Origin of the sequence: Dolichospermum lemmermannii CS-548 (assembly GCF_028330815.1) — a bacterium.
Lineage (GTDB): Bacteria > Cyanobacteriota > Cyanobacteriia > Cyanobacteriales > Nostocaceae > Dolichospermum > Dolichospermum lemmermannii.
The window spans coordinates 1-23,998 of sequence record NZ_JAQMTJ010000326.1; the positions used below are offsets into that span (position 1 = coordinate 1).

25 protein-coding genes are annotated in these 23,998 nt (G+C 35.9%); all 25 read left to right on the forward strand.

The genetic code is table 11. The features are described from left to right. Positions 1–300: 300 nt before the first annotated feature. A complete protein-coding gene (locus tag PN450_RS23475) occupies positions 301–1,566 on the forward strand; it encodes a glycosyltransferase family 4 protein (protein WP_271837745.1) in 1,266 nt (421 codons plus the stop codon). A 190-nt stretch (positions 1,567–1,756) separates the two neighbouring features. Then, positions 1,757–2,182, forward strand: coding sequence for a hypothetical protein (locus PN450_RS23480; protein ID WP_271837725.1), 426 nt, complete (start codon positions 1,757–1,759; stop codon positions 2,180–2,182). 1 nt (position 2,183) lies between these two features. Beyond that, complete coding sequence (locus PN450_RS23485; RefSeq protein ID WP_271837726.1) at positions 2,184–3,140, forward strand: GDP-mannose 4,6-dehydratase; 957 nt, start codon at positions 2,184–2,186, stop codon at positions 3,138–3,140. A gap of 103 nt (positions 3,141–3,243) precedes the next feature. Then, the gene (locus tag PN450_RS23490; RefSeq protein WP_148764150.1) at positions 3,244–3,699 is read left to right on the forward strand and encodes a DUF29 domain-containing protein; all 456 of its coding nucleotides are present in this window, start codon (positions 3,244–3,246) and stop codon (positions 3,697–3,699) included. Between the two features lie 57 nt (positions 3,700–3,756). Continuing rightward, entirely contained in the window at positions 3,757–4,377 is a 621-nt protein-coding gene (locus PN450_RS23495) for a hypothetical protein (RefSeq protein ID WP_015080489.1), read from the forward strand. 143 nt (positions 4,378–4,520) lie between these two features. Then, positions 4,521–5,357: an ABC transporter permease gene (locus tag PN450_RS23500; protein ID WP_168652917.1), complete on the forward strand. Its 837-nt coding sequence runs from the start codon at positions 4,521–4,523 to the stop codon at positions 5,355–5,357. 474 nt (positions 5,358–5,831) lie between these two features. Then, on the forward strand, positions 5,832–6,665 hold the full coding sequence (locus tag PN450_RS23505) for a Uma2 family endonuclease (RefSeq protein WP_271837727.1): 834 nt from the start codon (positions 5,832–5,834) through the stop codon (positions 6,663–6,665). A gap of 43 nt (positions 6,666–6,708) precedes the next feature. Next, the gene (locus PN450_RS23510) at positions 6,709–7,173 is read left to right on the forward strand and encodes a DUF29 domain-containing protein (protein ID WP_271837728.1); all 465 of its coding nucleotides are present in this window, start codon (positions 6,709–6,711) and stop codon (positions 7,171–7,173) included. A gap of 242 nt (positions 7,174–7,415) precedes the next feature. Further along, positions 7,416–8,027 (forward strand): retropepsin-like aspartic protease, encoded by a 612-nt coding sequence (locus tag PN450_RS23515; RefSeq protein ID WP_148764144.1) that lies wholly within the window; start codon positions 7,416–7,418, stop codon positions 8,025–8,027. Positions 8,028–8,185: 158 nt separating this feature from the next. After that, positions 8,186–9,439 carry an ABC transporter ATP-binding protein gene (locus tag PN450_RS23520; RefSeq protein WP_148764142.1) on the forward strand — a complete coding sequence of 418 codons (1,254 nt, stop codon included), beginning with the start codon at positions 8,186–8,188 and terminating at the stop codon, positions 9,437–9,439. A gap of 107 nt (positions 9,440–9,546) precedes the next feature. Beyond that, positions 9,547–10,335, forward strand: coding sequence for a class I SAM-dependent methyltransferase (locus PN450_RS23525; RefSeq protein ID WP_271837729.1), 789 nt, complete (start codon positions 9,547–9,549; stop codon positions 10,333–10,335). Positions 10,336–10,348: 13 nt separating this feature from the next. Continuing rightward, entirely contained in the window at positions 10,349–10,558 is a 210-nt protein-coding gene (locus tag PN450_RS23530) for a hypothetical protein (RefSeq protein WP_271837730.1), read from the forward strand. Positions 10,559–10,639: 81 nt separating this feature from the next. Continuing rightward, positions 10,640–11,620, forward strand: a complete 981-nt coding sequence (locus tag PN450_RS23535; protein ID WP_271837731.1) for a glycosyltransferase family 8 protein — start codon at positions 10,640–10,642, stop codon at positions 11,618–11,620. Positions 11,621–11,675: 55 nt separating this feature from the next. Further along, entirely contained in the window at positions 11,676–13,613 is a 1,938-nt protein-coding gene (gene asnB / locus PN450_RS23540; RefSeq protein ID WP_271837732.1) for an asparagine synthase (glutamine-hydrolyzing), read from the forward strand. Positions 13,614–13,665: 52 nt separating this feature from the next. After that, entirely contained in the window at positions 13,666–14,571 is a 906-nt protein-coding gene (locus PN450_RS23545; RefSeq protein ID WP_271837733.1) for a glycosyltransferase, read from the forward strand. 60 nt (positions 14,572–14,631) lie between these two features. Next, positions 14,632–15,237 carry an acyltransferase gene (locus PN450_RS23550; protein ID WP_271837734.1) on the forward strand — a complete coding sequence of 202 codons (606 nt, stop codon included), beginning with the start codon at positions 14,632–14,634 and terminating at the stop codon, positions 15,235–15,237. Next, the gene (locus PN450_RS23555) at positions 15,227–16,072 is read left to right on the forward strand and encodes a class I SAM-dependent methyltransferase (RefSeq protein ID WP_271837735.1); all 846 of its coding nucleotides are present in this window, start codon (positions 15,227–15,229) and stop codon (positions 16,070–16,072) included. Before PN450_RS23550 ends, PN450_RS23555 begins: the two co-directional genes overlap by 11 nt. Next, positions 16,069–17,004, forward strand: coding sequence for an NAD-dependent epimerase/dehydratase family protein (locus PN450_RS23560; protein ID WP_271837736.1), 936 nt, complete (start codon positions 16,069–16,071; stop codon positions 17,002–17,004). The genes PN450_RS23555 and PN450_RS23560 overlap by 4 nt, the downstream gene beginning before the upstream one ends. Beyond that, complete coding sequence (locus tag PN450_RS23565) at positions 17,001–18,194, forward strand: glycosyltransferase family 4 protein (RefSeq protein WP_271837737.1); 1,194 nt, start codon at positions 17,001–17,003, stop codon at positions 18,192–18,194. Before PN450_RS23560 ends, PN450_RS23565 begins: the two co-directional genes overlap by 4 nt. A 133-nt stretch (positions 18,195–18,327) precedes the next feature. Continuing rightward, positions 18,328–19,203 carry a class I SAM-dependent methyltransferase gene (locus tag PN450_RS23570; RefSeq protein ID WP_271837738.1) on the forward strand — a complete coding sequence of 292 codons (876 nt, stop codon included), beginning with the start codon at positions 18,328–18,330 and terminating at the stop codon, positions 19,201–19,203. Positions 19,204–19,216: 13 nt separating this feature from the next. After that, positions 19,217–20,203 (forward strand): glycosyltransferase family 2 protein, encoded by a 987-nt coding sequence (locus PN450_RS23575; RefSeq protein WP_271837739.1) that lies wholly within the window; start codon positions 19,217–19,219, stop codon positions 20,201–20,203. Between the two features lie 11 nt (positions 20,204–20,214). Then, the gene (locus PN450_RS23580) at positions 20,215–21,474 is read left to right on the forward strand and encodes a glycosyltransferase family 4 protein (protein WP_271837740.1); all 1,260 of its coding nucleotides are present in this window, start codon (positions 20,215–20,217) and stop codon (positions 21,472–21,474) included. Positions 21,475–21,584: 110 nt separating this feature from the next. Then, positions 21,585–22,715 carry a glycosyltransferase family 4 protein gene (locus PN450_RS23585; RefSeq protein ID WP_271837741.1) on the forward strand — a complete coding sequence of 377 codons (1,131 nt, stop codon included), beginning with the start codon at positions 21,585–21,587 and terminating at the stop codon, positions 22,713–22,715. A gap of 10 nt (positions 22,716–22,725) precedes the next feature. After that, positions 22,726–22,857, forward strand: a complete 132-nt coding sequence (locus PN450_RS23590; protein WP_256370311.1) for a hypothetical protein — start codon at positions 22,726–22,728, stop codon at positions 22,855–22,857. Between the two features lie 76 nt (positions 22,858–22,933). Then, a complete protein-coding gene (locus PN450_RS23595; RefSeq protein ID WP_148764119.1) occupies positions 22,934–23,995 on the forward strand; it encodes a glycosyltransferase family 4 protein in 1,062 nt (353 codons plus the stop codon). The last annotated feature ends 3 nt before the right edge of the window (positions 23,996–23,998 follow it).

A 23,998-nucleotide genomic window follows, 5' to 3' on the forward strand; every position in this document is an offset into this window, starting at 1 on the left:
AGATTTTGATGACATTTTTGGTGATTTACTGTTTCTCAAATGCCTTTTTTCACTTTATCTGTTTGTTTTGATGCTCCCTTTGATTTTCATCTCCGTAATTTCCCTCTGTAACATTTTGGGGTGCGGAATGTGGGTTATAATCAAGAATGGCACTAAATGAAAGGCAGAAAAATTCAAACCATCAACGAAAATCAATATTTAACAAAAACTCATACAGAGTTAAATAGTGTTCAGATATCTACTCTTACAACTAAAACAATGTCAAATCATAAGAGTTCTCTAATATCTCCTTTGCATTCAATGGAAGCTGTTCTGCCTTCTGAACCTAGTGATGCTTTATATCATAAACTAACTACTTTGTCTGTAATCACCGAGTTTTTTCCTCCAGACTATGCTGCAACCGGACAGTTGATTGAAGAACTAGTCAAACAGCTTGAGAAACAAGGAATCATGATTAGAGTATTCACTGGACAACCAGGGTACGCTTTTACTACGGCTAAAGCCCCAGCCTTAGAGCAATTAGGCAACATTCGCGTCCAAAGATCCCGATCTACTCAGCTTTGGTCTAAGAGGATTCGGGGGAAGGCTGTGAATGGTGTTTTATTTACATTGCGGACTTTTCTCCATATTATCAAGAATGCTCGCAAAAATGATGTATTTCTATTAACTTCAGCACCTCCTTTTTTATCAATAGCCGGATATTTCGCTCATTTGTTATTAAAATTTCCCTATATATGCTTAATTTATGATCTATATCCGGATATTGCGATCGCTTTAGGAGTAGTTTCCAAAAAGCACTGGTTAGCTAAGTTTTGGTGGGCAGTCAACCGCCAGATTTGGCAAAAATCTAAAGGGATTATTGTTCTGAGTCCTGCTATGAAGGAGAGAGTCATAGCAATCTGTCCAGAAGTGGCTGATAAGGTGTCTGTGATTCACAGTTGGGGGGATTCTGAGTTAATTGTCCCCATTGCCAAAGAAAAAAACTGGTTTGCCAAACAACATAATTTGGACACCAAATTTACAATTCTTTATTCTGGTAATATGGGTCGGTGTCATGATACGGATACAATTTTGGCAACTGCTCAAAAATTACAAGATGAACCGATTCAATTCGTTTGTATTGGTGGTGGACCCAAACGTGAAAGCTTTATTCAAGATGTGACTCGTTTAGGATTAAAAAACTTTCTCTTTCTCCCCTATCAAGACAAAAGTGTGCTACCTTATTCCCTGACAGCTTGCGATTTATCCTTAGTCAGTGTAGAAGCAGGTTTAGAAAGTTTAGTTGCTCCTAGCAAACTCTATCCAGCTTTAGCTGCGGGAAGACCCATAGCAGCTATTTGTCCAAAAGATTCCTACTTGCGACAGCTAATAGCAGATGGTAAGTTTGGTATTAGCATTGACAATGGAGACAGTGATAGTCTATCTAAGTTTATTCTCAACTTAAAGAGCGATCGCCAACTTGCAGAAAAAATGGGTAATGCCTCCCGCGAATATTTGCAGTCAAACTTTACGCCAGAAATCATCGCTAAACAATACATCAATGTGTTAGAACAAGCTATAATTTGAAATGTCACTCCAGCGTTATCAACGTCAGTGTGTGAACAAATTCAGTAATTTTTAGACAACTTAGTTAACAAAATTTAATACCTCAGACGATGTTGAATCAGGAGTTGGGCTTTGATGGTCTTTTTGATCTCAGTCCCTCCCATGCAACCTTCTTACGATCTATTGTTTAGTTAGTGATCAGGGGGCTAAAGTGCAGAAAAGGTGTGAGCGAAATCGGAAACGTTCCCAACGCAGGGCTATCCATTGTCCCATACATGGCTGCTATATAGATAGTGTTAGTCAAAAACACGGGCTATTTGCCGAACAAGCCGGACAACTACAAGAGCGGGGTATTCCTCGTCGAGAAGCGATGATTTTAGTCGCCAATAAAACTACAGTTTCTTTAACTGGTGAGTGGTTAGAGGCTTTTTGGTGCGAAGAGTGCCAAGAAACAAAATGGTATCATGTGCATAAGCATGGATCTAAGTATGAGATATCTCTTGCCCCAGCCGAACTTTGGCAACAAGCAACAGGTGTAATTCATCCCCATCGTAATCCTTCTGTGGGAGAATTTACCTATAGGCAATCTCGGATGCTTGGAGGTAACAGTGTTAAAGACTTCTGGGTAATGAATTGACATGAAAAAAGCTCTCATTTGTGGAGTATCTGGACAAGACGGCGCATATTTAGCAGAATTACTGCTAAAACAAGGCTATACAGTCTGTGGAACTTCCAGAGATGCCCAAATCTCCCCTTTCCAGAATTTAGTCCACTTAGGAATTAAAGACCAAGTAAAGCTGGAGTCAATGTCCTTGACTGATTTCCGTAGCGTCTTACAGGTACTGACAAAAATCCAACCAGATGAAGTCTATAATTTGGCCGGACAAACTTCCGTCGGTTTATCTTTTGGACAACCTGTAGAAACATTAGAAAGTATAGCTACAGGCACACTAAATTTATTAGAAGCCATTCGGTTTTTAGGCGCGACCATTAAACTTTATAATGCAGGTTCGAGTGAATGTTTTGGTGATACTGGCAATGTAGCAGCAGCAGAAAATACTCCATTCCGTCCCAGAAGTCCTTATGCTGTGGCTAAAGCTGCGGCTTTTTGGGAAGTAGCTAACTACCGAGAAGCTTACGGATTATTTGCCTGTTCTGGCATTTTATTTAATCATGAATCTCCCCTGCGTCCAGAAAGATTTGTCACTCAAAAAATTATTGCTACTGCCTGTCGGATTGCCCAAGGTAGTAAGGAAAAATTATATTTAGGTAATATGTCAATTCAGCGGGACTGGGGTTGGGCGCAAGAATATGTGAAAGCAATGTATTTAATGTTGCAACAATCACAGCCAGATGATTATGTAATTGCAACGGGAGAAAGCACTTCCCTGGAAGATTTTGTCGCGGCAGCATTTGTATCTGTAAATTTAGATTGGCATGATCATGTAGTAGTTGATAGTAGCCTGTTCAGACCTACAGATTTGGCTGTGGGTAGAGGTAATCCGAGTAAGGCTAAGAACCAGTTAGGATGGGAAGCTAGATATAAAATGCAGGATGTGGTGAAAATGATGGTAGACGCGAGATTAGAATCATGAAAAAAATCTGATCCAGTCGGGAACTTTTGCTAAAATAGTTAGGTGAAACATCGCTGAGATTAAAATCAAACATCAATATTTAAACTGTAATTGAGTAAGTAAAATGCCACCTACACAAGCAAATGGCGAAATTTATGAACAAGATTATCCGGAGTGGTTGGATATTACCCTTACCCAACTGCAAAATCGGGATTTAGAAAATATTGACTGGGAACATTTGATTGAGGAAATCACCGCATTGGGAAACGAACAAAGGCGTAAAGTAGAAAGTTACTTGAGACAACTTATTAAGCATTTACTTCTTTATCAATATTGGGAAGCAGAGAGATTCTATTGTGCCAAAGGATGGATTGAAGAAATTGATAATTTTAGGTCTGAATTAGATTTATTATTAGAGTCTAAAGTTCTTTATAATCATTGTGAAAAAATCATAGATAAAATTTACACCAAAGCTAGAAATAATACAATTCGTAAATCTGAACTATCTCCAACAATATTCCCGGAAACTTGTCCTTATTCTTTAACAGAGATTCTCAATCCTGAATGGTTGCCATCATAATATTTATTATGTTTATAAACTCAGCCAAAACATTAAGCAAAATTAAGGTGATAAGAAATGGCTTATAGTGACTTTACTCTAGAGAGAATCACTAAAATATTTGGCATTAATATTGAAGAAAGAACAAATGTTTTCACTGCTTTCGACCAGTTAACAGTTGATGCTTTTTTTATCAAATACTTACAAAATAATATTCCCTTAGCTCAAGCAATTAGTACAGAGAAAGCCAAATCAGAAATGATTATTGCCCCTGTTTTAATTGAAGTAAGAAGATTATTAGATAATAAAATTAGTTTATTCTCAGGAATTGATTTTAATGTTAATATTGAGCAAGGTTTAAATGGATTTTGCGATTTCTTAATCGGTTTATCATCTCAACAGTTATATGTAACATCTCCTGTGATTGCTTTGGTGGAGGCGAAAAATGATAATCTTAAACAAGGATTCGCTCAATGTATTGCCGAAATGATTGCTGCTGCTCAATTAAATCAATCGGAGGGAAATAATGTTGAAAATATTTATGGTTGTGTTACCAATGGCAATCAATGGGTGTTTTTGCAATTAACTGGTAATCTAGTGGTAGTTGATTTAGATGAGTATTATATAAATCAACCAGAAAAAATTATTAGTGTATTTGTGAGTCTAATTAAGTCAGAGTTCAATCGGAAGCAAATCTAGTTTTTGAAAGGAATTAGATAAACCTAACTGCTATTGAAAAACAGAAAACTACGAGTTAATTCCGGGGTTTTCAGCCTATGTTCTTATAAAATACAAGATGTCGTGAAAATGATGGTAAATATGAGGTTAGCTAGATCAGAGTCATGAAAGAAACCACTTCTCCACCAGAACTAATAATTGAAGCAGGGCGGACAGAAAAGCAATACTGGCAAGATTTATGGCGATATAGAGAACTATTTTACTTCCTAGCTTGGCGAGATATTTTAGTTAGATATAAACAAACAGCCATTGGGATTGTTTGGGCGCTAATTCGCCCTTTTTTGACAATGGTAGTATTTACAGTAGTATTTGGGCAATTGGCAAAATTACCTTCTGAAGGTGCGCCCTATCCAATTCTTGTATTTTCCGCCATGTTACCTTGGCAGTTCTTTTCCAATTCCCTCTCAGAGTGTAGTAATAGTTTAATTACCAATGCCAATTTACTATCAAAAGTCTATTTTCCCAGATTGGTAGTACCTACTAGCGCGGTAGTAGTTAGCTTTGTGGATTTTATGATTTCTGGGATAATTTTATTGGCTTTGATGGCATGGTATAACTTTGTTCCCACTTGGCGAATTTTAACCTTACCATTATTTATTGGTGTGGCCTTTGCTGCTTCAATGGGTGCAGGATTATGGTTGGCTTCCTTAAATGTGCAGTATCGAGATTTCCGGTTTATTGTCCCATTTATTGTCCAGTTTGGTTTATATATCTCACCCGTAGGATTTAGTAGCACTATAGTTCCTGAAAAGTGGCGGTTTCTCTACTCCTTAAATCCAATGGTGGGAGTAATTGATGGTTTTAGATGGGCAATTTTGGGCGGTAACTCCCAGTTATATTTACCAGGTTTTATTCTCTCCATGGCTCTAGTTGTTTTACTATTAGTGAGTGGAATTTGGTATTTTCGGAAGATGGAACGAACTTTTGCAGATGTGATTTAAGATCATTTGCTAGAATGGAAAAGTTATTTTCACTGATATTTTCTGTCTGAATTCTCTCTCTAAGAACAAGATTTCATGGTTATGTCAGTGATAATCAATCTATAGTTGAATCTTGGGATCATTCTAAAAAGTAGTAATACGGATTAGATGTGAACCAGACCACCCTGAGCGACTTGCCCTGAGCTATGTCGAAGGGTAGTCAAAGGGTAAACGTTATTTAAGTCATGACACCTTGGGATTCGCTAGTTCCATGATCTGTCGGTACTGATTAAACATTCCGAAAGGAAAGTGTCTTTACCCTAACAAGCTTAGATAACTAGGTTGAGGCAAACTTTACTTAGAAATAATGACTGGTCAAACCGACCGCAAACGTCAATAGCAGGAAAATATTTCCTACTATTGACTACGAAACACTACATTATTCTGGGATTAAGACCTATGGCAACAGTGATTAAATACAGGAGATAATTAACAATGTATCAAAGCGATGTGTATAACAAACCCAGCTATGAGCCATTACCTCCTCAACAAACACTGCCAACGATGTATGATTTACCTAGCGAAGATCCAGAGGAGCCAGGGTTGCCAGACGAATTTCACCTTTTACAACCAGAATTATTGCGTAGCACTTTTCGTCCACCTTCTTATGCAGAAGATAATGTATTTACAGGTAGTGACTTAAATTTATACTATGACAGCAAGCATACACAATGGTACAAACGCCCTGATTGGTTTGCAGTTTTGGGGGTATCCCGTTTTTATGAACAAACAGAATTAAGATTAAGCTATGTTACTTGGTATGAAGGAACATACCCCTTTGTGGTAGTAGAATTAATATCTCCAGGAACAGAAAACGAAGACTTAGGCAGAAATTTACGGGAAGTTAATCAACCTCCTAATAAATGGACAGTATATGAGCAAATTCTCAGAATCCCCTATTATTTTGTCTATAACCGTTATACTAATGAATTTAACTGTTTTGGTTTGGTAATGAACCGTTATCAACCGCTCTCTATTAATGGATTAGGAGTATGGCTAGAAGAAGCTGAATTGGGTTTAGGATTATGGGAGGGAGAATATCAAGGACTAACTAGACAGTGGTTACGTTGGTATGATAAAGAGAATAATTGGTTGCCTATACCAGAAGAACGAGAAAAACAGCGGGCAGAACAGGAAAAGCAACGGGCAGAACAGGAAAAACAACGGGCAGAACAGGAAAAGCAACGGGCAGACTCTGCTGAATTAGAAGTAGCTAAATTACGACAATTGTTATTAGAACAAGGTATCAGCTTACCTAATGATCAATAGGGTTGAAAAATTGTCCGGTACAAAGGTAATCATTACTAGTTTTATGTCTAAATCACCTCTCTACGAAACAGATTTCATGGATTGGTTAACTCAACAAAAATTAGCCTTAGCTAGTCGAGATATAACAGCTTTGGATTGGGAGAACTTGGCAGAAGAGTTAGATAGTATGGGCATTAGTGAAAAAAATGAGTTAAAAAATCGGTTAATAATTTTATTAACTCATTTGCTAAAATGGCAATACCAATCTTCTAAACGTTCTATTAGTTGGTTTACCACCATTGCCAACCAAAGAGATGATTTACAAGATATACTCAATGAAAAACCAAGTTTGAAACAATACATTCCTGATATTTTACCCAAAGCTTATCGAAATGCGAGAAGAGAAGCATCAGCAGAAACAGGTTTAGTATTAAGTACGTTTTCAGAAATTTGTCCTTATGATATACAAGAAATATTAAATCCTGAATTCTTGTGTAACACTACAGATGATTTTGAAAAAGCTATGTAGTGAGCTAATCAATCATGTATCAGATAAATCCACCATTATCTTTCCCTGAAACTTGTCCTTATTCTTTAAGAGAAATTCTCAATCCTGAATGGTTTCCATCATAATAGTTATTACAGCAGATTTCGCTCTAATGAGGTACAAACTTGAACCATGAAACTATTGTAGTGCGGGCATCTTGCCCGCTGGATATGTACCTCATAACACCGGAAAGTGCTGTATGATGTTTATAAACTCAGCTAAATATGAACGAAAAATACAATAGTGCCAAAGAATGGCGTAAAGCAAATTACCGAAAACTAAAACAATATCGTGGAGAATGGATTATTTACACTAAGGATGGTGTAATAGCTCATCACCAAGATTATAGAATCATGACACAGCAAATTGACCTTCAGAACTTAAAATCTTCTGACTACATCACTGAACGGATCTACGAGAACGAATTTGTTGAGCCAGTGAAGTTTTTCCCAGTGCGTTTTAGAACAGTCAAAAAACATGATTGGCAGCCAAAATACGAAGTCTGTCTAACTTTTCAAAATTCTAAACTCCTGGAAATGCTTGTAGATTCTGGTTCAGATCTTAGCCTAATTACATTTTATTTAGGCACAGACTTAGGATATGCCCTTTCTCAAGGAGAAGTTCTGAGTAATGGAGAAGGAGTAGGGGGGAGTGTACAATATGTACTCCGACAAGTTGAAATGCAGATTGACAATTATACCTTTTCTGCTCCTGTTGCCTGGTTACAAAATGAGGATTGCCAAGAAGTTTTATTGGGTAGGGAAGTTGTGTTTGATTTATTTGATATTGAATTTAAACAAGCTGAGGAGAAAATCCTATTCAAATATAGGGGATAACTACTGGCAACTTATAAAATAAGTGTGTTATAAGTGAGCTAATAATATACTATAGGTGGGTAATTTGGCTACTTCTATAATTAAATGCTAAATTTAGCCTAATCTTGAGATATATAAGCCGTCAAATCAATAATTTTCAAATTGATAAATTAATACTTATGTCAGATACAGTTATTCGCGTTGAAAATCTCGGTAAAAAATATATTATTGGACATCAGCAGCAGGAACGCTATACAGCACTGCGAGATGTAATTACTAATAAAGTTAAATCTCTTGGTAGTTTAATTAATCCCAAAGAGAAGGCAGAAAATCCTGCTTTTGAAGAATTTTGGGCTTTAAAAGATTTATCTTTTGAAATTAAACAAGGTGATAGAGTTGGAATTATTGGGCGTAATGGGGCAGGTAAATCAACGCTATTAAAGATTTTAAGCCGCATTACAGAACCGACTACAGGAAGCATCAAAATTAAGGGTAGGGTTGCCAGTTTATTAGAGGTAGGGACTGGGTTTCATCCAGAGTTGACCGGGAGAGAAAATATATTTCTCAATGGTGCTATTTTGGGTATGGGTAAGGAGGAAATTAAGCGCAAGTTTGATGAGATTGTGGCTTTTGCAGAGGTGGAGAAGTTTCTAGATACGCCTGTGAAGAGGTATTCTTCGGGGATGTATGTACGGTTGGCGTTTGCGGTGGCGGCGCATTTAGAACCGGAGATTTTGATTGTGGATGAGGTTTTGGCGGTGGGGGATGCACAGTTTCAGAAGAAGTGTATTGGCAAAATGCAAGACGTGGCAGAGCAGGGTAGAACTGTATTGTTTGTTAGCCACAATATGCAAGCTATTTCTAGCTTAACACAAAACTGTGTGATGCTATCTAAAGGGCAATGTATTTATCAAGGAGAAACCGAAGAAGGAATTGCCACATATCTAAGCAAAGGGGAAACCGAACAATTGGTCTACTTGGATTTTCCGTCTGATTACGACCCAAAAATTACACGTATTGACTTGGTTACTTCAGAAACCAATAATACTCAAATACATGGCGAACCGATGGAGGTAAATTTTCAGATTTCTACACCAATACCGATAAAAGGTGCGGCAGTTTCCTTTCAGATATATGATTCTATGCAACAACCCGTGTTGCATATCTTGACATTAGATTCCGAATTAGCAATATGCCGCGAACCAGGTGTGTTTAATCTAATTTGCAGAATTCCTAAATTAAGATTGTATTTAGGAAAATATACCATTAAAGTTCACTTTGCAGAGCAAAAGACTCGAAAAAAGTTTCAAACCATAGAGCATATTTGTCCATTTGAGGTGACGATTTATGGACAAAGTAGGGAATATTATTGGTATCCAGGTCACGCTAAGTATGTAGAAGAATGTGAATGGATAGTCAATAAAATAAAGTAGGAAATAAACAATAAAAGTATTGCTTATTTATGATAAAAACTACAATTATTACCCTAAATAATTACAGATTTTAAACAATGTATTCTTAATAGGATAGTGACGGAATCATGAATAAAGACATAGCGCAAGTCAAGAATTACTACGATATCAAGATAAATGAAAAAATAAGAGGATTTGTAGAAGGAAATCCTCGGATTGAAGGTGCGTGGCTGACAGTCGAGCAATGGACACCAAGTAATCCTCAACGTATATTGGAAATCGGCTGTGGTATTGGTGATATTTCCTGGAGAATGAGTCGTTGTTGGCCAGAATCAGAAGTTATTGGACTTGATATTAGCCCAAAATCACTGGAAATCGCTAGAAAACTTTTCGGCTCTCCAAGACTATCTTTTGTAGAAGGTCCACTAACAGAAGGCATACTTGATGGTAAATTTGACCTGATTGTGCTGCTCGATGTATATGAACACATAGCCATTGCAGATAGACCTATATTACATGAAGCATTAAGACAACTATTGAGTGAAAGAGGTCGATTAATTCTCGCATTTCCTACTCCACGCAAGCAGGCAAATTTAAAACAGTATCATCCAGAAGAGATCCAGCCAGTGGATGAAGATATTAACAATGTGACGATTTTGGCTTTAGCTGATCATACAGAAACTGAAGTTTTCTTGTATCAAGAAGTTGATATCTGGCATGAAGGCGACTACGCTCATGCAGTGTTAGGAAAGCGGACAGATTGGTTACCAGCTATTCGGAATTATGGCTTTAAACAAGGTATTAGAGGCAAGATTCGCGATTTTATTTTAAGTAGGGAGCAATCAATTGTTACAACACGATCAAAAAGGTTAGCTTTACTTCATCAAAAACTTGGATCAGAATATTATTCAAATTAGGATGAATCAAAAAGTGAATCAAAAAACAGTTTGCTTTATTCAAGCAAATCAATCTTCTTACTCTGAAACCTTCATTCGCGCTCATATTGATCACTTACTGGCAAGAGTGAGACATTTACATCATAATACTACTCTCTCAAAAAGGGGTATTCAGCGAGTTGCTGAAAAATTTAATTGGAAAGTAATTTCTCAATTTTGGTTTCAAGAACTTCAACAAATTTAGCAAATAGAGTAGAAATTGAGTTTTATACACCATTAAGTAAATCTATCCATTAATTTAACCAATGCTCCCGAGAATATTTTTATGAAAGAACCTATATCAATTGCTCTCTCCTGTGATGAAAAATATGCACCTTACGCAGCAGTTGTCATCAAATCAATTTTTGGGAGCGCAAAACGTGGTGAAGAGTATGAGTTTCATATTTTGTCCACTGGACTTAGCGAAAAAGTCAAAAGCAATTTTAGAGAAATTGCTGAGTTTCATAACTCATCTCTAAAAATTTACCAGATTTCGCCAGAACGATTGGCCAGCTTTCCTGAAGGTGTTCATACTCTCAATACTTATCTTAGATTGTTTTTGCCAGAAATTCTTCCTGAATATGATAAGATAATTTACCTTGATGCCGATGTTATTGTTCTGGATTCACTCCAAGAAATTTGGGATTATCCATTGAAAAATCTCCTTGGTGTTGTCCCAGATGCTATTTCCTATTTAAGAGGTCCAGCTTTAGATCACCTTAAGGATTTAAGACTGCCATCAACTCATATTTATTTCAACGCCGGTCTTTTATTGATTAACCTTAAACTAGCTAGGGAAATCGGTTTTTTGGAACAGACAATAGGCTGGGTAAAAACAAATTCACATTTAATGCGCTTCTCTGATCAAGATGCACTGAACGCTGTCTTTGCAGGACAAGTAAGCTACCTTCACCAGCGTTGGAATTTGCAGGTTCCTCTTATAAATCCGGTTTTGTTTGGCTGGAGTTTTACAGAAGAACAGGTAGATGCAGTTGCTAATCCTGGGATAATTCATTACACTAGTAAAAAACCTTGGCATAGAGAATACAAACTTCCTTATCAAAAACTTTATTTCCTATATCTATCTCAAACACCTTGGGACGGAAGTAATTTATTAGCCCATTACTCTTTCTCTAAGAAAATTCACCGTCTTTGGGAAGAGTTCAATTGGTTATACAAATACTCGTCTTCTAAAATAAGACAGATTTTAGGAAGGAATCCAAAACCGAGTAAAGATTTTTCTTTAGAAGTAGGGGAAATTTCCTGATTTTGAACCTGCTTTTCCATAAAAATAACCAAACAATTCTTAAAACAACATTGAAATGTGTGGAATTACAGGTATTCTATCTAATGATAATCGTGCAAACTTATCTTTAAATTACGTTTTAGGTAAACTTAAAGATCGAGGTCCAGATGATCAAGGAATTTGGAGCGATCGCCATATTCAATTAGGTCATACTCGTCTATCTATTTTAGACCTTAGCCCTTTGGGTCATCAACCCATGAGCTATCAAGATCAAAGATATTGGATCACTTTTAATGGCGAAATATATAATTATCTGGAATTAAAAGGAGAATTAATTAATTTAGGGCATACATTTATTAGTCAAACAGATACAGAAGTTTTACTAGCTGCTTATTGCCAATGGGGTAAGTTTTGCCTAGAGAAACTGAGAGGAATGTTTGCATTTGCCATTTGGGATCGAGAGGAAAAACAACTGTTTTTAGCACGCGATCGCTTGGGAGAAAAACCCATCTATTATTGGTATAATCATCAGAATTTTTATTTTGCTTCGGAACTTAAAGGTTTATTACCTTTACTTTCTCAAAAACCCACTCTAGATCCTATTGCTGTAGATTTATATTTACATTATCAGTACGTACCAGAACCATTAACTCCCTTATCAGGGGTATATAAATTACCTGCTGCTCATTATCTTTTAATTGACTATGATACTTGGGAAATTAAACCCCAACCCTATTGGAGTTTAGAAAAAATTGCTCCTGTTACTGGCAATCCCGTAGAACTAATTCGTCAAGAACTAGATACAGTAATAGAGTTAACTTTACGCTCTGATGTACCCATTGGTATTGCTTTAAGTGGTGGAGTAGATTCTGGTGCTATTGCTGCACTAGCAGCACCTAAATACAAAGATACTCTCCAAGCCTTTAGTATCGGTTATCCTGGTCGTCCTCCCTATGATGAACGAGCCGAAGCCGAAGGATTAGCAAAAAAACTGGGATTACCATTTTTGGATATTGAGTTACAGACAGAAGACTTAATAGCTTTTTTCCCTGAATTAGTTGCAGCAATGGACGATCCTATAGCTGATATTGCTGCTTATGGACATTATTCGGTGATGAAAATTGCCAAAGAACATGGCATTAAAGTCATGCTCTCTGGTACAGGAGGAGATGAGTTATTTTGGGGTTATGCTTGGATAATAGAAGCAGTACAATTAACTCAGCAAAAACAAAATTACTTAATTAATCAAAGTTTTCCTAGTTGGTTATCATCATCAATAGAGCAAATAAGTAAACATCCTTTTTACCAAAGATTGTCTTTAAGCCGTAAAAATCCATCTCCAATCCGTTCATTATTAAATCAAGGTATCAAAATAGGAAAAATGAACCTTGATTATTTTCAACAGGCTGTCTATCAAAACCTTATACCAGATTTTCAAATAGCTATAGATTATACCCAGACAATATACCATCCTGAGTTTCTAGCTCAAATTCCTGAAAGAAATGCTTATCAGCCTTTTCAGCTAAAATCCCCACCCTGGGAAGATATCCCCATAAAAATTTGTGAGTTAGTATTTAACACATGGTTAGTATCTAACTGCTTATCTTTGGGAGATCGCGTTAGTATGGCATCATCAGTAGAGACAAGACTACCCCTACTTGACCATAAGTTAATTGAGCTAGTTATAGGATTGCGTAAAACCCAGCCAGACCATGAATTAGGTCAGAAATATTGGTTAAGGCAAGCTCTTCAGGGTATTATTCCTGATGAGGTACTAAACCGTCCCAAAAGAGGTTTTCAACCTCCTGTTCAGGAATGGATGCAGGGTATTATTTTAGCATATTTAGATCAGTTGCAATCAGGGTATCTAATTGAACTCAAGATTTTAAACCAAGAGTTTATTTTTAAACTGATACATGAATTTAAAATTAATCGTCAACACACATTTATATTGTATAAATGTTTATTACTAGAAGTTTGGTATAGGCAGTTAGTTGATCCTTGTAGTTTTTAAGATTAATTTTTTATTTTTTTAATAAAAAAATTTATTAATTTACAAATTATTTATGAAACCCGCACCAATAGCATTTTTTGCTTATAAAAGACCTGAACATACAAAACAATCACTAGAATCACTTGCTCAAAATGAAGGTGCAGAATCAAGTGAGTTATTTATATTTTGTGATGCAGCTAAAAAGCCAGAAGATGAAGAAGCTGTTACGCAAGTCAGGGAGGTAGTTAGAAGTAAACAATGGTGTGGACAGGTTCATATTATTGAACGACAACAGAATCTGGGATTAGCTAACTCTATTATTCAAGGTGTTACAGAACTTTGTAGTAAATATGGTAAAGTTATTGTCTTAGAAGACGATTTAATTTTGTCTCCTTTTTTTCTAGAATATATGAACAAAGCTTTAGAGATTTATGAAAAAGAGTCTAAAGTAATCCAGGTATCTGGATATATGTTCCCTGTAAAATTAACTTCAGATAATGATGCTATCTTTCTTCCATTTACAACTTCATGGGGATGGGCTACGTGGCAGCGAGCATGGCAGCACTTTGATCCTGAAATGAATGGTTATAAACAGATCAAGGCAAACAAAAAACAGAAATATAAGTTTGATTTAAATGGTTCGTTTAACTATTTCAAGATGTTAGAGTCTCAAATCGCTGGTAATATTGACTCTTGGGCTATTCGCTGGTATTTAAGTACATTCATATTGAATGGCTTAACGCTTTTCCCTAATAAATCACTTGTAAAAAATATAGGATTTGATGGTAGCGGTATCCATTGCGGTGAGTCACAATCGCTTGATGGTGAGATGACCCAAGACAAAATATTATCTATGCCAACATCTCTTAGGTTGAACTATAAACAGGTGAATATAGTTTTTAATTATTTGCGATCGCTAAATCAGCCACCAAGTTTATTACAACGTATTAAAAATAAACTCGTAAGATTTTTACATTAAAATTAAACACTTAAAATCAATAAAACATATTAACTTTAATTTAAAACCTAAAATCTTGAAATGGCACTGAAAAAATTAATTAAAAAATTTGCAAATGGACTGCGTAAGATTGCGAATAAGATTGATAAAGATTCAAACTTGGATTTTTTTAACGAGAATATAGTAATTCATCCTTCATCAAAAATTCCACAAAATAAGATTACATTAAGAAAAAATTGCTCGGTTACTGTTAACGAAAATAGTCAAGTAGATGGCTCTATTTTTTTTGACAAGGAAAATGCTAGAGTTTCAATTGGCAAAAGATCATTTGTTAATGCCATGATCGTTTCTGCCAACGGCATAGAAATTGGTGACGATGTAATGATTGCATGGGGAACAATTATTGTCGATCATAATTCTCATTCAATTTCTTTTTCTGAGCGGTCAGAAGATGTAATTAATTGGCTAGAGGGAAAAAAAGATTGGACTAATGTGAAAATAGCACCAGTAAAAATATATAATAAAGTTTGGATAGGTTTTAACTGTATTATTTTAAAAGGAGTAACAATTGGAGAAGGATCAGTTGTGGGTGCTGGTTCAGTAGTTACAAAAGATGTTCCACCTTGGACAATTGTAGCTGGCAACCCAGCAAGAATTATTCGGGAGATTCCAGAAAATGAGCGATAAAATGCTGACTTGGGAAGAAGCAGTACAATGGTTAAGAGATCAGCCTGAACAACAAGAACTCGTCCAATATTGCTATTATGATGACCCCCTAGAATCTGCTGCTGAACGTTTTAGTCACAGTGAAGAATGGACTGCTTTAAATAAACTATTGAAACCAAAAATTCCAGGAAAAGTTTTAGATATAGGAGCAGGGAGAGGAATTTCTAGTTACGCCTTTGCCAAAGCTGGATGTTCTGTAACAGCATTAGAACCAGATTCTAGTAATTTAGTAGGTGCTGGTGCAATTCATCGTTTGGCTAAAAATACAGATTTATCCATTCAAGTTGTGCAGGACTGGGGTGAAACATTGCCATTCACTGACAATTATTTTGATATTGTCTATGGTAGAGCAGTTTTGCATCATGCACAGAACTTAAAGCAACTGTGTCAAGAAGCAGCAAGAGTATTAAAACCTGGTGGTTATTTTATTGCTACTCGTGAACATATTATTTCTCGAAAAGAAGATTTACAACAATTTTTAGATTTTCATCCTCTTCATCATCTCTATGGTGGAGAAAATGCCTATCTTTTAGAAGAATATAAAGATGCTATTTCTTCAGCAGGGTTACAAATAATTCGCTCTTTTGCTCCATTAGAAAGCGTTATCAACTATGCACCAATGAGTCAAGCAGAATATCAAAATTTAGTTAAATCTTCTTTATCAAAGTTCTGTGGAGCAACATTAGGAACTAAGTTATCTGGATTTAAGATATTGCAAGACCTTTATGCTTGGTATGTATCACAAAAATCAAATAGCCCTGGTCGTCTGTATTCATTCCTAGCCGTTAAGCGATGACAGAAAATAATAAAATTGCTTTGGTTACAGGTGTAACTGGCTTTCTTGGTCGCTACGTTGCCCGTTATTTCTCAGAACAAGGATGGTCTATCATCGGTATTGGTACATCTCCACCTGAAAATGCACCTTTAGCCAACCTAACAAAATACTATTGCCTGAGATTACCTGATTCGGCTTTACATGGTATTTTACAAGATCATCCTCCCTCAATTTGTATTCATTGTGCGGGACGTGCTTCTGTTCCCTTATCCGTCTCTGAACCTGTCTCAGACTTTTATACAAATTCAGTAATTACCTTTGAATTACTTAATGCAATACGTCTCCATTCTCCTAAATGCAAATTTATCTTTCTTTCCAGTGCCGCAGTATATGGTAATCCCCAATCTTTACCTGTAAGTGAAACACAAATTGTTGCCCCTATCTCACCCTACGGTTTTCATAAATTAATGTGTGAGCAAATGTGTCTGGAATTTACAAAGGTTTATGGTTTACAAACAGCTAGTTTGAGAATCTTTTCTGCTTATGGTCCTGGGTTGCGTCGTCAAGTGGTCTGGGATATTTGCCAAAAAGCAATAACTCAAGGTTCTTTGTTATTACAAGGTACAGGACAAGAAAGCCGTGATTTTATCCATGCTTTAGATATCGCTAGAGCATTAAGCGTAGTTCTAGAGTCTGCACCAATGGCAGGAGAAGTATATAATCTAGGCACAGGCAGAGAGGTGAAAATTTCTGAACTGGCAACAATGGTGTTAAATTCATTAGAGGAAGATTTTACACCGGAATTTGATGGTGTTGTCCCTCCTGGTAATCCTCTTAATTGGCAAGCTGATATTTCTCAATTAAAATCTATCGGTTTTACTCCTGCTGTTGAACTAGAACGGGGAGTTAAAACTTTTGTAACCTGGTGTCGTGCTGAATTGGTAGGTATATGAATAAACCTCTAAAAATTGGTCTGTTAATGCAAGGGGGACGTAATTGGATAGGTGGTGCTGAGTATATCAAGAATATTATTTTTGCCTTATCCAGCTTACCTCACGAAGTCCGCTCAACTTTTGAAATTTGTTTGTTATTTGATGGTAAATATGCTGAACCAGAAATTCAAGAGCAATTAAAAAATAACTTAGACTACCAATATAACCTAGATTTTGAATTAGAACCTTATACTTTTATAAATCGCTTAAAATGGAAAATAATTAGAACTATTCAACCACATCCAGAACCTCGGTTATCACCTTTTTTGAATAAGGCTAATATTGACTTTGTTTATCCTTTTTTAACACCTAATAAAGCCAACCTCTCCTATAGAGGATTTCCCTGGATATTTGACTTTCAGCACAAGTATATGCCGAATTTATTTTCAGACTCGGAAATAAAGTATCGTGATAGTTATTTCACTCAAATTTCTGAATTAAGTTCCAGAGTCGTTCTGAGCAGTAAAACATCTGCGGCTGATTTCCAGAAATTTTATCCTGATTCTAAATGTGCAACTGAAGTATTGCATTTTCGCACTAGCCTTCCAGATTTATGGTTTAAATTAGATCCTATAGAAATCCAACGTAAATATTTTTTACCTGATAGGTTCTTTTTGATTAGTAATCAATTTTGGCAGCACAAAAATCATTTAATTGTATTAGAATCTTTGAAAATACTTCAGGCAAATTCTATCTATCCCAAAGTTGTTTGTACTGGTCATGTTTATGACCATCGCCAACCAAACTACTCTGATAAAATTCTGACAACCATTCATACTTATGGATTAGCCAGTCAAGTATATTTATTAGGTCTAATTCCTAGATGTGACCAAATTCAACTAATGCGGCACTCTCTTGCTGTGATTCAACCATCTCTATTTGAAGGTTGGAGTACAGTTGTCGAAGATGCTCGTTGTCTTGGTAAGAAAATGATTCTTTCTGATTTTCCAGTTCATTTAGAGCAAGACCCACCCGGAAGTGTATTTTTTGATCGTAACTCTCCTGAACAATTAGCAAATTTAATTGGTGAATGGTGGGAAAAATTACCTGCTGGGGTTAATTTAGAACAGGAAACTTTAGCTCTGAAGAGAAATAAAGAAGATGTCCAAAAATTTGGATATCGTTTTCTCGAAATAGCAAAAAGTTCATAATACAATGGTGGAACTGGTCAGAAGAAAAGCTCAAACTTGCCCAGCCTTATTTTTGTTCTAGCGATGTTAATGCTTTTTTAAACTTTGTTAAAAGTATCAAATAATCAATTTACCTCTTATAATCTAACCGAAAATGAACACGACATCATTTATTCCAGAATTGAAAAACTTTATTGTCTCAACTTCAGAAAAATGTTTTTTTGATATAGGACAAGAATTAAAACAAAATTCTCTAAATTTAGAACAATTAAAATTAATTGATTACATGAGATATGCTGAGTTTTCTGCAATTTATACTCGGCTATCTCTAAAACCAGGTCAACGTGTTCTTGATGTCAGCAGCCCTCAGTGGTTTAGTATCTTTTTAGCTCACCAGTATCCTCTTGTTCATTTTGACTATATTAATATCATAGATAGTGAAATTGAACTTTACAGAAAAATTTGTGATATTTGTGGAATTTCCAATATTCAATATCATCGTGAAGATGTACGTTGTTTATCATTTAATGACCATATTTTTGATAAAGTAGTTACTATTTCTGTTTTAGAGCATATCTACCCAGAGAAAGATGGAGACGTAAAAGCACTAACTGAAATCAAGCGTGTGTTGAAGCCTGAAGGAGATATATTATTAACGGTTCCCTATAAAGAAAAAGGCAACATTGTTTATATTGAGGGTTCAGTTTATGAAAGAGAATCTAATGAGAAAAACTTTTTTGCTAGAGAATATGATCAAGAAATGTTTAATTGGATGGTTGAAAATAGTGGATTTATTTGCCGAGATATTACTTATATTTGCGAAAAACCTGGCGTTTTATCTTTAGACTATTACCAATGGGGACCTGGTAAACTATTTTGGTATGCAAAATATATCTGTAAGTTTAAGCAAATTCTTGAAAAGATTGTAGGTCATTCTTTTGATGAAATCCTAGCTCGACGTTATCTTTTTATTTCTGATAAAATTATTCATCGAGTTGTTAATGTTGCCGCAGTTTTAGAATCAAATTAAGAATATACACATCATGAGTAATTTTCCTGTAAGTAATAAAATTGGCTGGCCTTGGTCTTGTGAGAGTTCAGTTGATTCTAATTTTTCATCGCTCAATCTAGAATATCCCAAAATCACAGTTGTTACTCCTAACTATAACTATGGTCACTATCTGGAAGAAACTATTCGTTCCGTGTTACTTCAAGGTTATCCCAACTTAGAATACATAATAATTGATGGAGGTAGTACAGACAATTCTGTTGAAATTATCAAAAAGTATGAATCTTATCTAACTTACTGGGAAAGTAAACCTGATAGGGGACAAACTCATGCTATCAATAAAGGCTTAGAAAGAGCAACTGGTGAAATTTTCAATTGGATTAATTCTGATGATATTTTAATGCCGGGTGCTTTGCTTGCTATTGCCCAGGGTATTCCAGATTATGATGCTTTTGCAGGTGTGGTCAATAATTTCGATGAAGAAGGAAATCAAGTAAAAGTATTTCCACAAAATATTACACCTGAAGGTTTATTGACTAAGTTTAATACTACAAATAAACCGAGTAAAAAAGATACTGTTTATCATCAACCAGGATTTTGGTTTAAGACTCAATTATTAAAAAATATTGGTAATTTAAACGAAAATTTACAAATTCAATTTGACTTTGACCGAGTAGTTAGGTATCTACATCATTATCCTAGAATCAATTATTCTAAGCAAGTATTAGTTAATTTTAGATGTCATCAAGAACAAAAAACTGCTCCGAGTAAGGTAAAACAAGAAGGTCAATATATTGTGCAAAGTCTTTTTGATGAACCAGAATATCAAAATTTACATAAACCTGCTAAATTATGGCTAGAGCGGTTACTATGGTATGAAAATCTAGCTAAAATTCATCAACAATCTAAAACAAATCGAATTATTAAAGTGTTAAAAGCACTGATTCTATCATGCAATAATCCCCAAGCTTATTGGACAAGATATACATTTGGTAGTATTCGTCAATTATTAATTAGATAGTATATAAAATCATGAAAGTAATATTTGATATTTCTTCGGTTGGTGATAACCCGAAAACAAGAACAGGTATAGCTCGTACAGCTTGGTCATTAGCTGATTTATTGCATCAAAAACTAGGAGACAATCTTAGTTTTTCTGCTACTGGCTCTATAGAAGCATCACTTCAAACAGAAAGGCTACTTAATTCCTATCCTGAGCTTCGTCCTGCTATATATCCAGTTAACTCCATTGCTAGAAGTGTTAACCAATTGAATACACAATTCAGTAAAAACTATTCTGATAAAAGTATTTTTCAGAAAATCCAGCAGTCAACTTTACTTAATATTTCTAGATTATTTAATATAATTAGACAACCAATCGCTCCAGAAATACTAGCTGAAGCAGACATTTTTCATTCTTCTTACCCTCGTATTCCCAAGCAAGTGAGAAAAGCTCTTCCCAATCGTCATTTACAAACAGTTTATGACCTAACGCCTTTAATTTTAGATGAAAAATATTTTCTTCCAGGTCAACGTGGTATTACTAAAAGACTTATAGACACTATCCAGCCTGATGATTGGGTAACGACGATCTCAGATGCTACCCGTAATGATTTATTAAACAGACGACAGTTAAATCCTGAAAAAGTCGTTACAATTTATCTAGCTGCCTCTCCTGAGCTTTTTTACCCTGTTTCAGATAAATCCATTATTCAAGCCGCAAGGGAGAAATATCATCTTCCTGAAGGAGATTACTTTCTCTCTCTTCATTCTCTTGCTGCTCATAAAAATATGGATCATTTAATAGCCTGTTTTAAACAAGTTATTATGCAAGAAAAAAAGAAAGATTTACATTTAGTAATCTGTGGAGGTAATAAAGATGCGGCACTATCTATGATTAATGCTAATCAGTTAACAGAAGCTGAGTTAAAATTTATTCACTTTACAGGATTTGTAGATGACAAGGATTTAGCTGCAATATATAGTGGTGCAATTGGTTTTATTTTTCCTTCTCTTTATGAAGGATTTGGACTACCTGTTTTAGAAGCAATGCAATGTGGATGTCCTGTAATTAGTTCTAATACATCATCTTTGCCCGAAGTTGTCGGAGAATCTGGCTTTTTAGTTTCACCCACGGATAAAGATGCTCTTTGTCAATCTATGCTTAAACTATACTACAACTCTGAGTTACGAAAGAATTACTCCCAGTATAGCTCGGATAGATCGGCTCTCTTTAGTTGGGAAAAAACGGTAAGTGAGACTTTAGAAGTTTACAAACGCATTATAGTATAATATTTTATACATTATATTTGATATATTCTGTCAATGCGTAATTCCTAACTAATGTTTTAAGCGATTTTTGATGTTTATTTATTTAATTTGATTCTATTAAATATATTTTTATGTTAAATGTCACCTCCTATATCCACCCCATCCGCACCTATTTACCCTGCACAGGTGCAGGAAGACATATCAACAATACCTTGCTGGGATTAGCATCCCAAGAATCAATAAACTTACAGTTGCTATGCTCCCAACAATGGTTACAAGCAGATGGTAAACTTGATTTACGTTCTCCCCTGCGAGATATACCATTAAAAACTTTCCCTTTCCCAGAAAACCTCACCGAGCGACTTTGGAAATTAACTCAATTTCCTAAAATGGATAGTTACCTTTCTGCCAAGACAGATTGGCTATTCACTCCAATGGAAACCTATATTCCGGTGTCACGCTGTCCAGTAGCAGTTACTATTTACGATATTCAAGCATTTGAGACTGATTTACCCTGGTCAAATACTCGTCAACATCGTTGGTTTCGTTATAAATGGAGTCAGTGGATTTATAAGGCTTTGGCTAATTATAGGGTTGTTTTTACCATTTCCGAATTTTCCAAACGCCGGATGATTGAATTACTCGGGGCAGATGCCAATAAAATAATTGTTGTTGGTTGTGGTGTAGAACAATCTTTTTATGATATTGCTTCAATTGACCCAGTTAGGCTAGAAAGACCTATCAACAATCCTTACACATTGGTTATTGGTGGATTACGATTAAAAAAAGGCGCAGATTTTGTTCTAAATGTAGCCAAAGGGTTGCTAAATGCAAATTCTAATATACAGATTGTTGTAGCTGGTGATTCAGAACCAGAATATATTGTAGCCGCTAAGGATTTACCTAATGTAAAACTATTAGGAATAGTACCAGATAATGATTTACCTCGGTTGATGCGTTGTGCTTCCTCACTATTGTTTCTTTCCCATTATGAAGGTTTTGGTATTCCTGCAATAGAAGCAATGGTTGTAGGCACTCCCGCAGTGGTCAGCAACCGCGCTTCTTTACCAGAAGTAGTAGGGACAGCAGGTATTGTTGTTGAACCAGAAGATACAGCAGCCATTATTGATATCCTCATCCAACTTGAGGAAAATTCACAACTGCGACAAGATTATAGCCAGCGGGGAAAAGAACACGCAAAACAGTATACTTGGTCACGCTGTGTTAATATTGTCCAGAAAGCATTTTATGAGTTTAATTAGGTAAAATAATATGTTATCGGCAACAGAAGCTCGTTTCACTCAATTTAGTTGTGGACTTTGCGCTCCATCAAGATGCTTGAATTTTAATGCTATCCCAGCCATGCGCTTGCAAAAATTAGATATTGAAGACCCAGAACGTTGAATATCAGAACTTGGTATTCAATGCCAAAAGTGATTACTTTTAACCATTCTAACCATTGTATAACTATGTATTATTTATGACTAAAGTGATTTTTTGCTGGTCTGATATATCCGGTTACATGACAGCTTGCTGGCGAGCATTGCAAGCTATCCCTGAGATAGAAGTATTTGTCATTGCTTTTCAAGCTCGGACTCAAACTGCTTTTGCTGATGAATTAATGCAAGATATTCCCCACCGTCTTTTAGATTTACAGGAAAGGGATAAATCAGAATTAATAGAGAAATTGGTAATTCAACACAATCCTGATGTGGTAGTTCTGTGTGGATGGTTTCATTCACCCTATCGTCAATTAGCTTTCTCATATCAATTGCGCCATATAAAATTCATTATGTGTATGGATACTCCCTGGTGGGGTACTTGGAAGCAATATTTAACTCGTTGGATGTTGCATTCTTATTTACAACGTATGGCTCATATTGTAGTTAATGGAGAGCGTAGTTGGCAGTATGCTCGCCGCTTGGGAATTCCATTGAAAAACATTTCTCCTTTGGGTATGTGTGGAATAGATTATCAAACTTTTTCTCCTCTTTTGGCAGCAAGAAACCAGTCATCTTGGCCACGTTCATTTTTATTCGTAGGACGCTATAGCCACGAGAAGGCAATAGATATTTTAGTAGAAGCATATCAACAGTATCGCCAAGCAGTACAAGACCCTTGGAAATTAATTTGTTGCGGTAAAGGTGAATTAGAATCATATCTACAATCACAGCCAGGTATTGAAAACCGAGGCTTTGTGCAACCCAGGGAGATGAAAGATATTTGGCTTCATGCAGGGGCTTTTTTATTACCTAGTCGTTTTGATCCCTGGCCATTAGCACTGGTTGAAGCTGCCGCCGCGGGTTTACCTGTTATTTGTACTCAAGTATGTGGTTCATCAGTAGAAGTCATCCGTTCTGGATACAACGGTATAATTATTCCGGCTGATGATGCTCAAGCCTTAGCCCAAGCTTTACTCAAGATACATAATAATTATAATGATTTGCCAATCTGGGGACAACGCGCCCAACAATTTGCACAACCCTATGGAGCAGAAATATGGGCAGAGCGCTGGTTAACCATCATCAAATCTGTGCAGTAAGTA

Excerpts from the sequence above, each read along its gene's own strand:
- PN450_RS23475 (WP_271837745.1), top strand. The coding sequence starts at position 301 with ATGGAAGCTGTTCTGCCTTCTGAACCTAGTGATGCTTTATATCATAAA.
- PN450_RS23485 (WP_271837726.1), top strand. The coding sequence starts at position 2,184 with ATGAAAAAAGCTCTCATTTGTGGAGTATCTGGACAAGACGGCGCATAT.
- PN450_RS23490 (WP_148764150.1), top strand. The coding sequence starts at position 3,244 with ATGCCACCTACACAAGCAAATGGCGAAATTTATGAACAAGATTATCCG.
- PN450_RS23495 (WP_015080489.1), top strand. The coding sequence starts at position 3,757 with ATGGCTTATAGTGACTTTACTCTAGAGAGAATCACTAAAATATTTGGC.
- PN450_RS23500 (WP_168652917.1), top strand. The coding sequence starts at position 4,521 with ATGAAAGAAACCACTTCTCCACCAGAACTAATAATTGAAGCAGGGCGG.
- PN450_RS23505 (WP_271837727.1), top strand. The coding sequence starts at position 5,832 with ATGTATCAAAGCGATGTGTATAACAAACCCAGCTATGAGCCATTACCT.
- PN450_RS23510 (WP_271837728.1), top strand. The coding sequence starts at position 6,709 with ATGTCTAAATCACCTCTCTACGAAACAGATTTCATGGATTGGTTAACT.
- PN450_RS23515 (WP_148764144.1), top strand. The coding sequence starts at position 7,416 with ATGAACGAAAAATACAATAGTGCCAAAGAATGGCGTAAAGCAAATTAC.
- PN450_RS23520 (WP_148764142.1), top strand. The coding sequence starts at position 8,186 with ATGTCAGATACAGTTATTCGCGTTGAAAATCTCGGTAAAAAATATATT.
- PN450_RS23525 (WP_271837729.1), top strand. The coding sequence starts at position 9,547 with ATGAATAAAGACATAGCGCAAGTCAAGAATTACTACGATATCAAGATA.
- PN450_RS23535 (WP_271837731.1), top strand. The coding sequence starts at position 10,640 with ATGAAAGAACCTATATCAATTGCTCTCTCCTGTGATGAAAAATATGCA.
- asnB (WP_271837732.1), top strand. The coding sequence starts at position 11,676 with ATGTGTGGAATTACAGGTATTCTATCTAATGATAATCGTGCAAACTTA.
- PN450_RS23545 (WP_271837733.1), top strand. The coding sequence starts at position 13,666 with ATGAAACCCGCACCAATAGCATTTTTTGCTTATAAAAGACCTGAACAT.
- PN450_RS23550 (WP_271837734.1), top strand. The coding sequence starts at position 14,632 with ATGGCACTGAAAAAATTAATTAAAAAATTTGCAAATGGACTGCGTAAG.
- PN450_RS23555 (WP_271837735.1), top strand. The coding sequence starts at position 15,227 with ATGAGCGATAAAATGCTGACTTGGGAAGAAGCAGTACAATGGTTAAGA.
- PN450_RS23560 (WP_271837736.1), top strand. The coding sequence starts at position 16,069 with ATGACAGAAAATAATAAAATTGCTTTGGTTACAGGTGTAACTGGCTTT.
- PN450_RS23565 (WP_271837737.1), top strand. The coding sequence starts at position 17,001 with ATGAATAAACCTCTAAAAATTGGTCTGTTAATGCAAGGGGGACGTAAT.
- PN450_RS23570 (WP_271837738.1), top strand. The coding sequence starts at position 18,328 with ATGAACACGACATCATTTATTCCAGAATTGAAAAACTTTATTGTCTCA.
- PN450_RS23575 (WP_271837739.1), top strand. The coding sequence starts at position 19,217 with ATGAGTAATTTTCCTGTAAGTAATAAAATTGGCTGGCCTTGGTCTTGT.
- PN450_RS23580 (WP_271837740.1), top strand. The coding sequence starts at position 20,215 with ATGAAAGTAATATTTGATATTTCTTCGGTTGGTGATAACCCGAAAACA.
- PN450_RS23585 (WP_271837741.1), top strand. The coding sequence starts at position 21,585 with ATGTTAAATGTCACCTCCTATATCCACCCCATCCGCACCTATTTACCC.
- PN450_RS23590 (WP_256370311.1), top strand. The coding sequence starts at position 22,726 with ATGTTATCGGCAACAGAAGCTCGTTTCACTCAATTTAGTTGTGGACTT.
- PN450_RS23595 (WP_148764119.1), top strand. The coding sequence starts at position 22,934 with ATGACTAAAGTGATTTTTTGCTGGTCTGATATATCCGGTTACATGACA.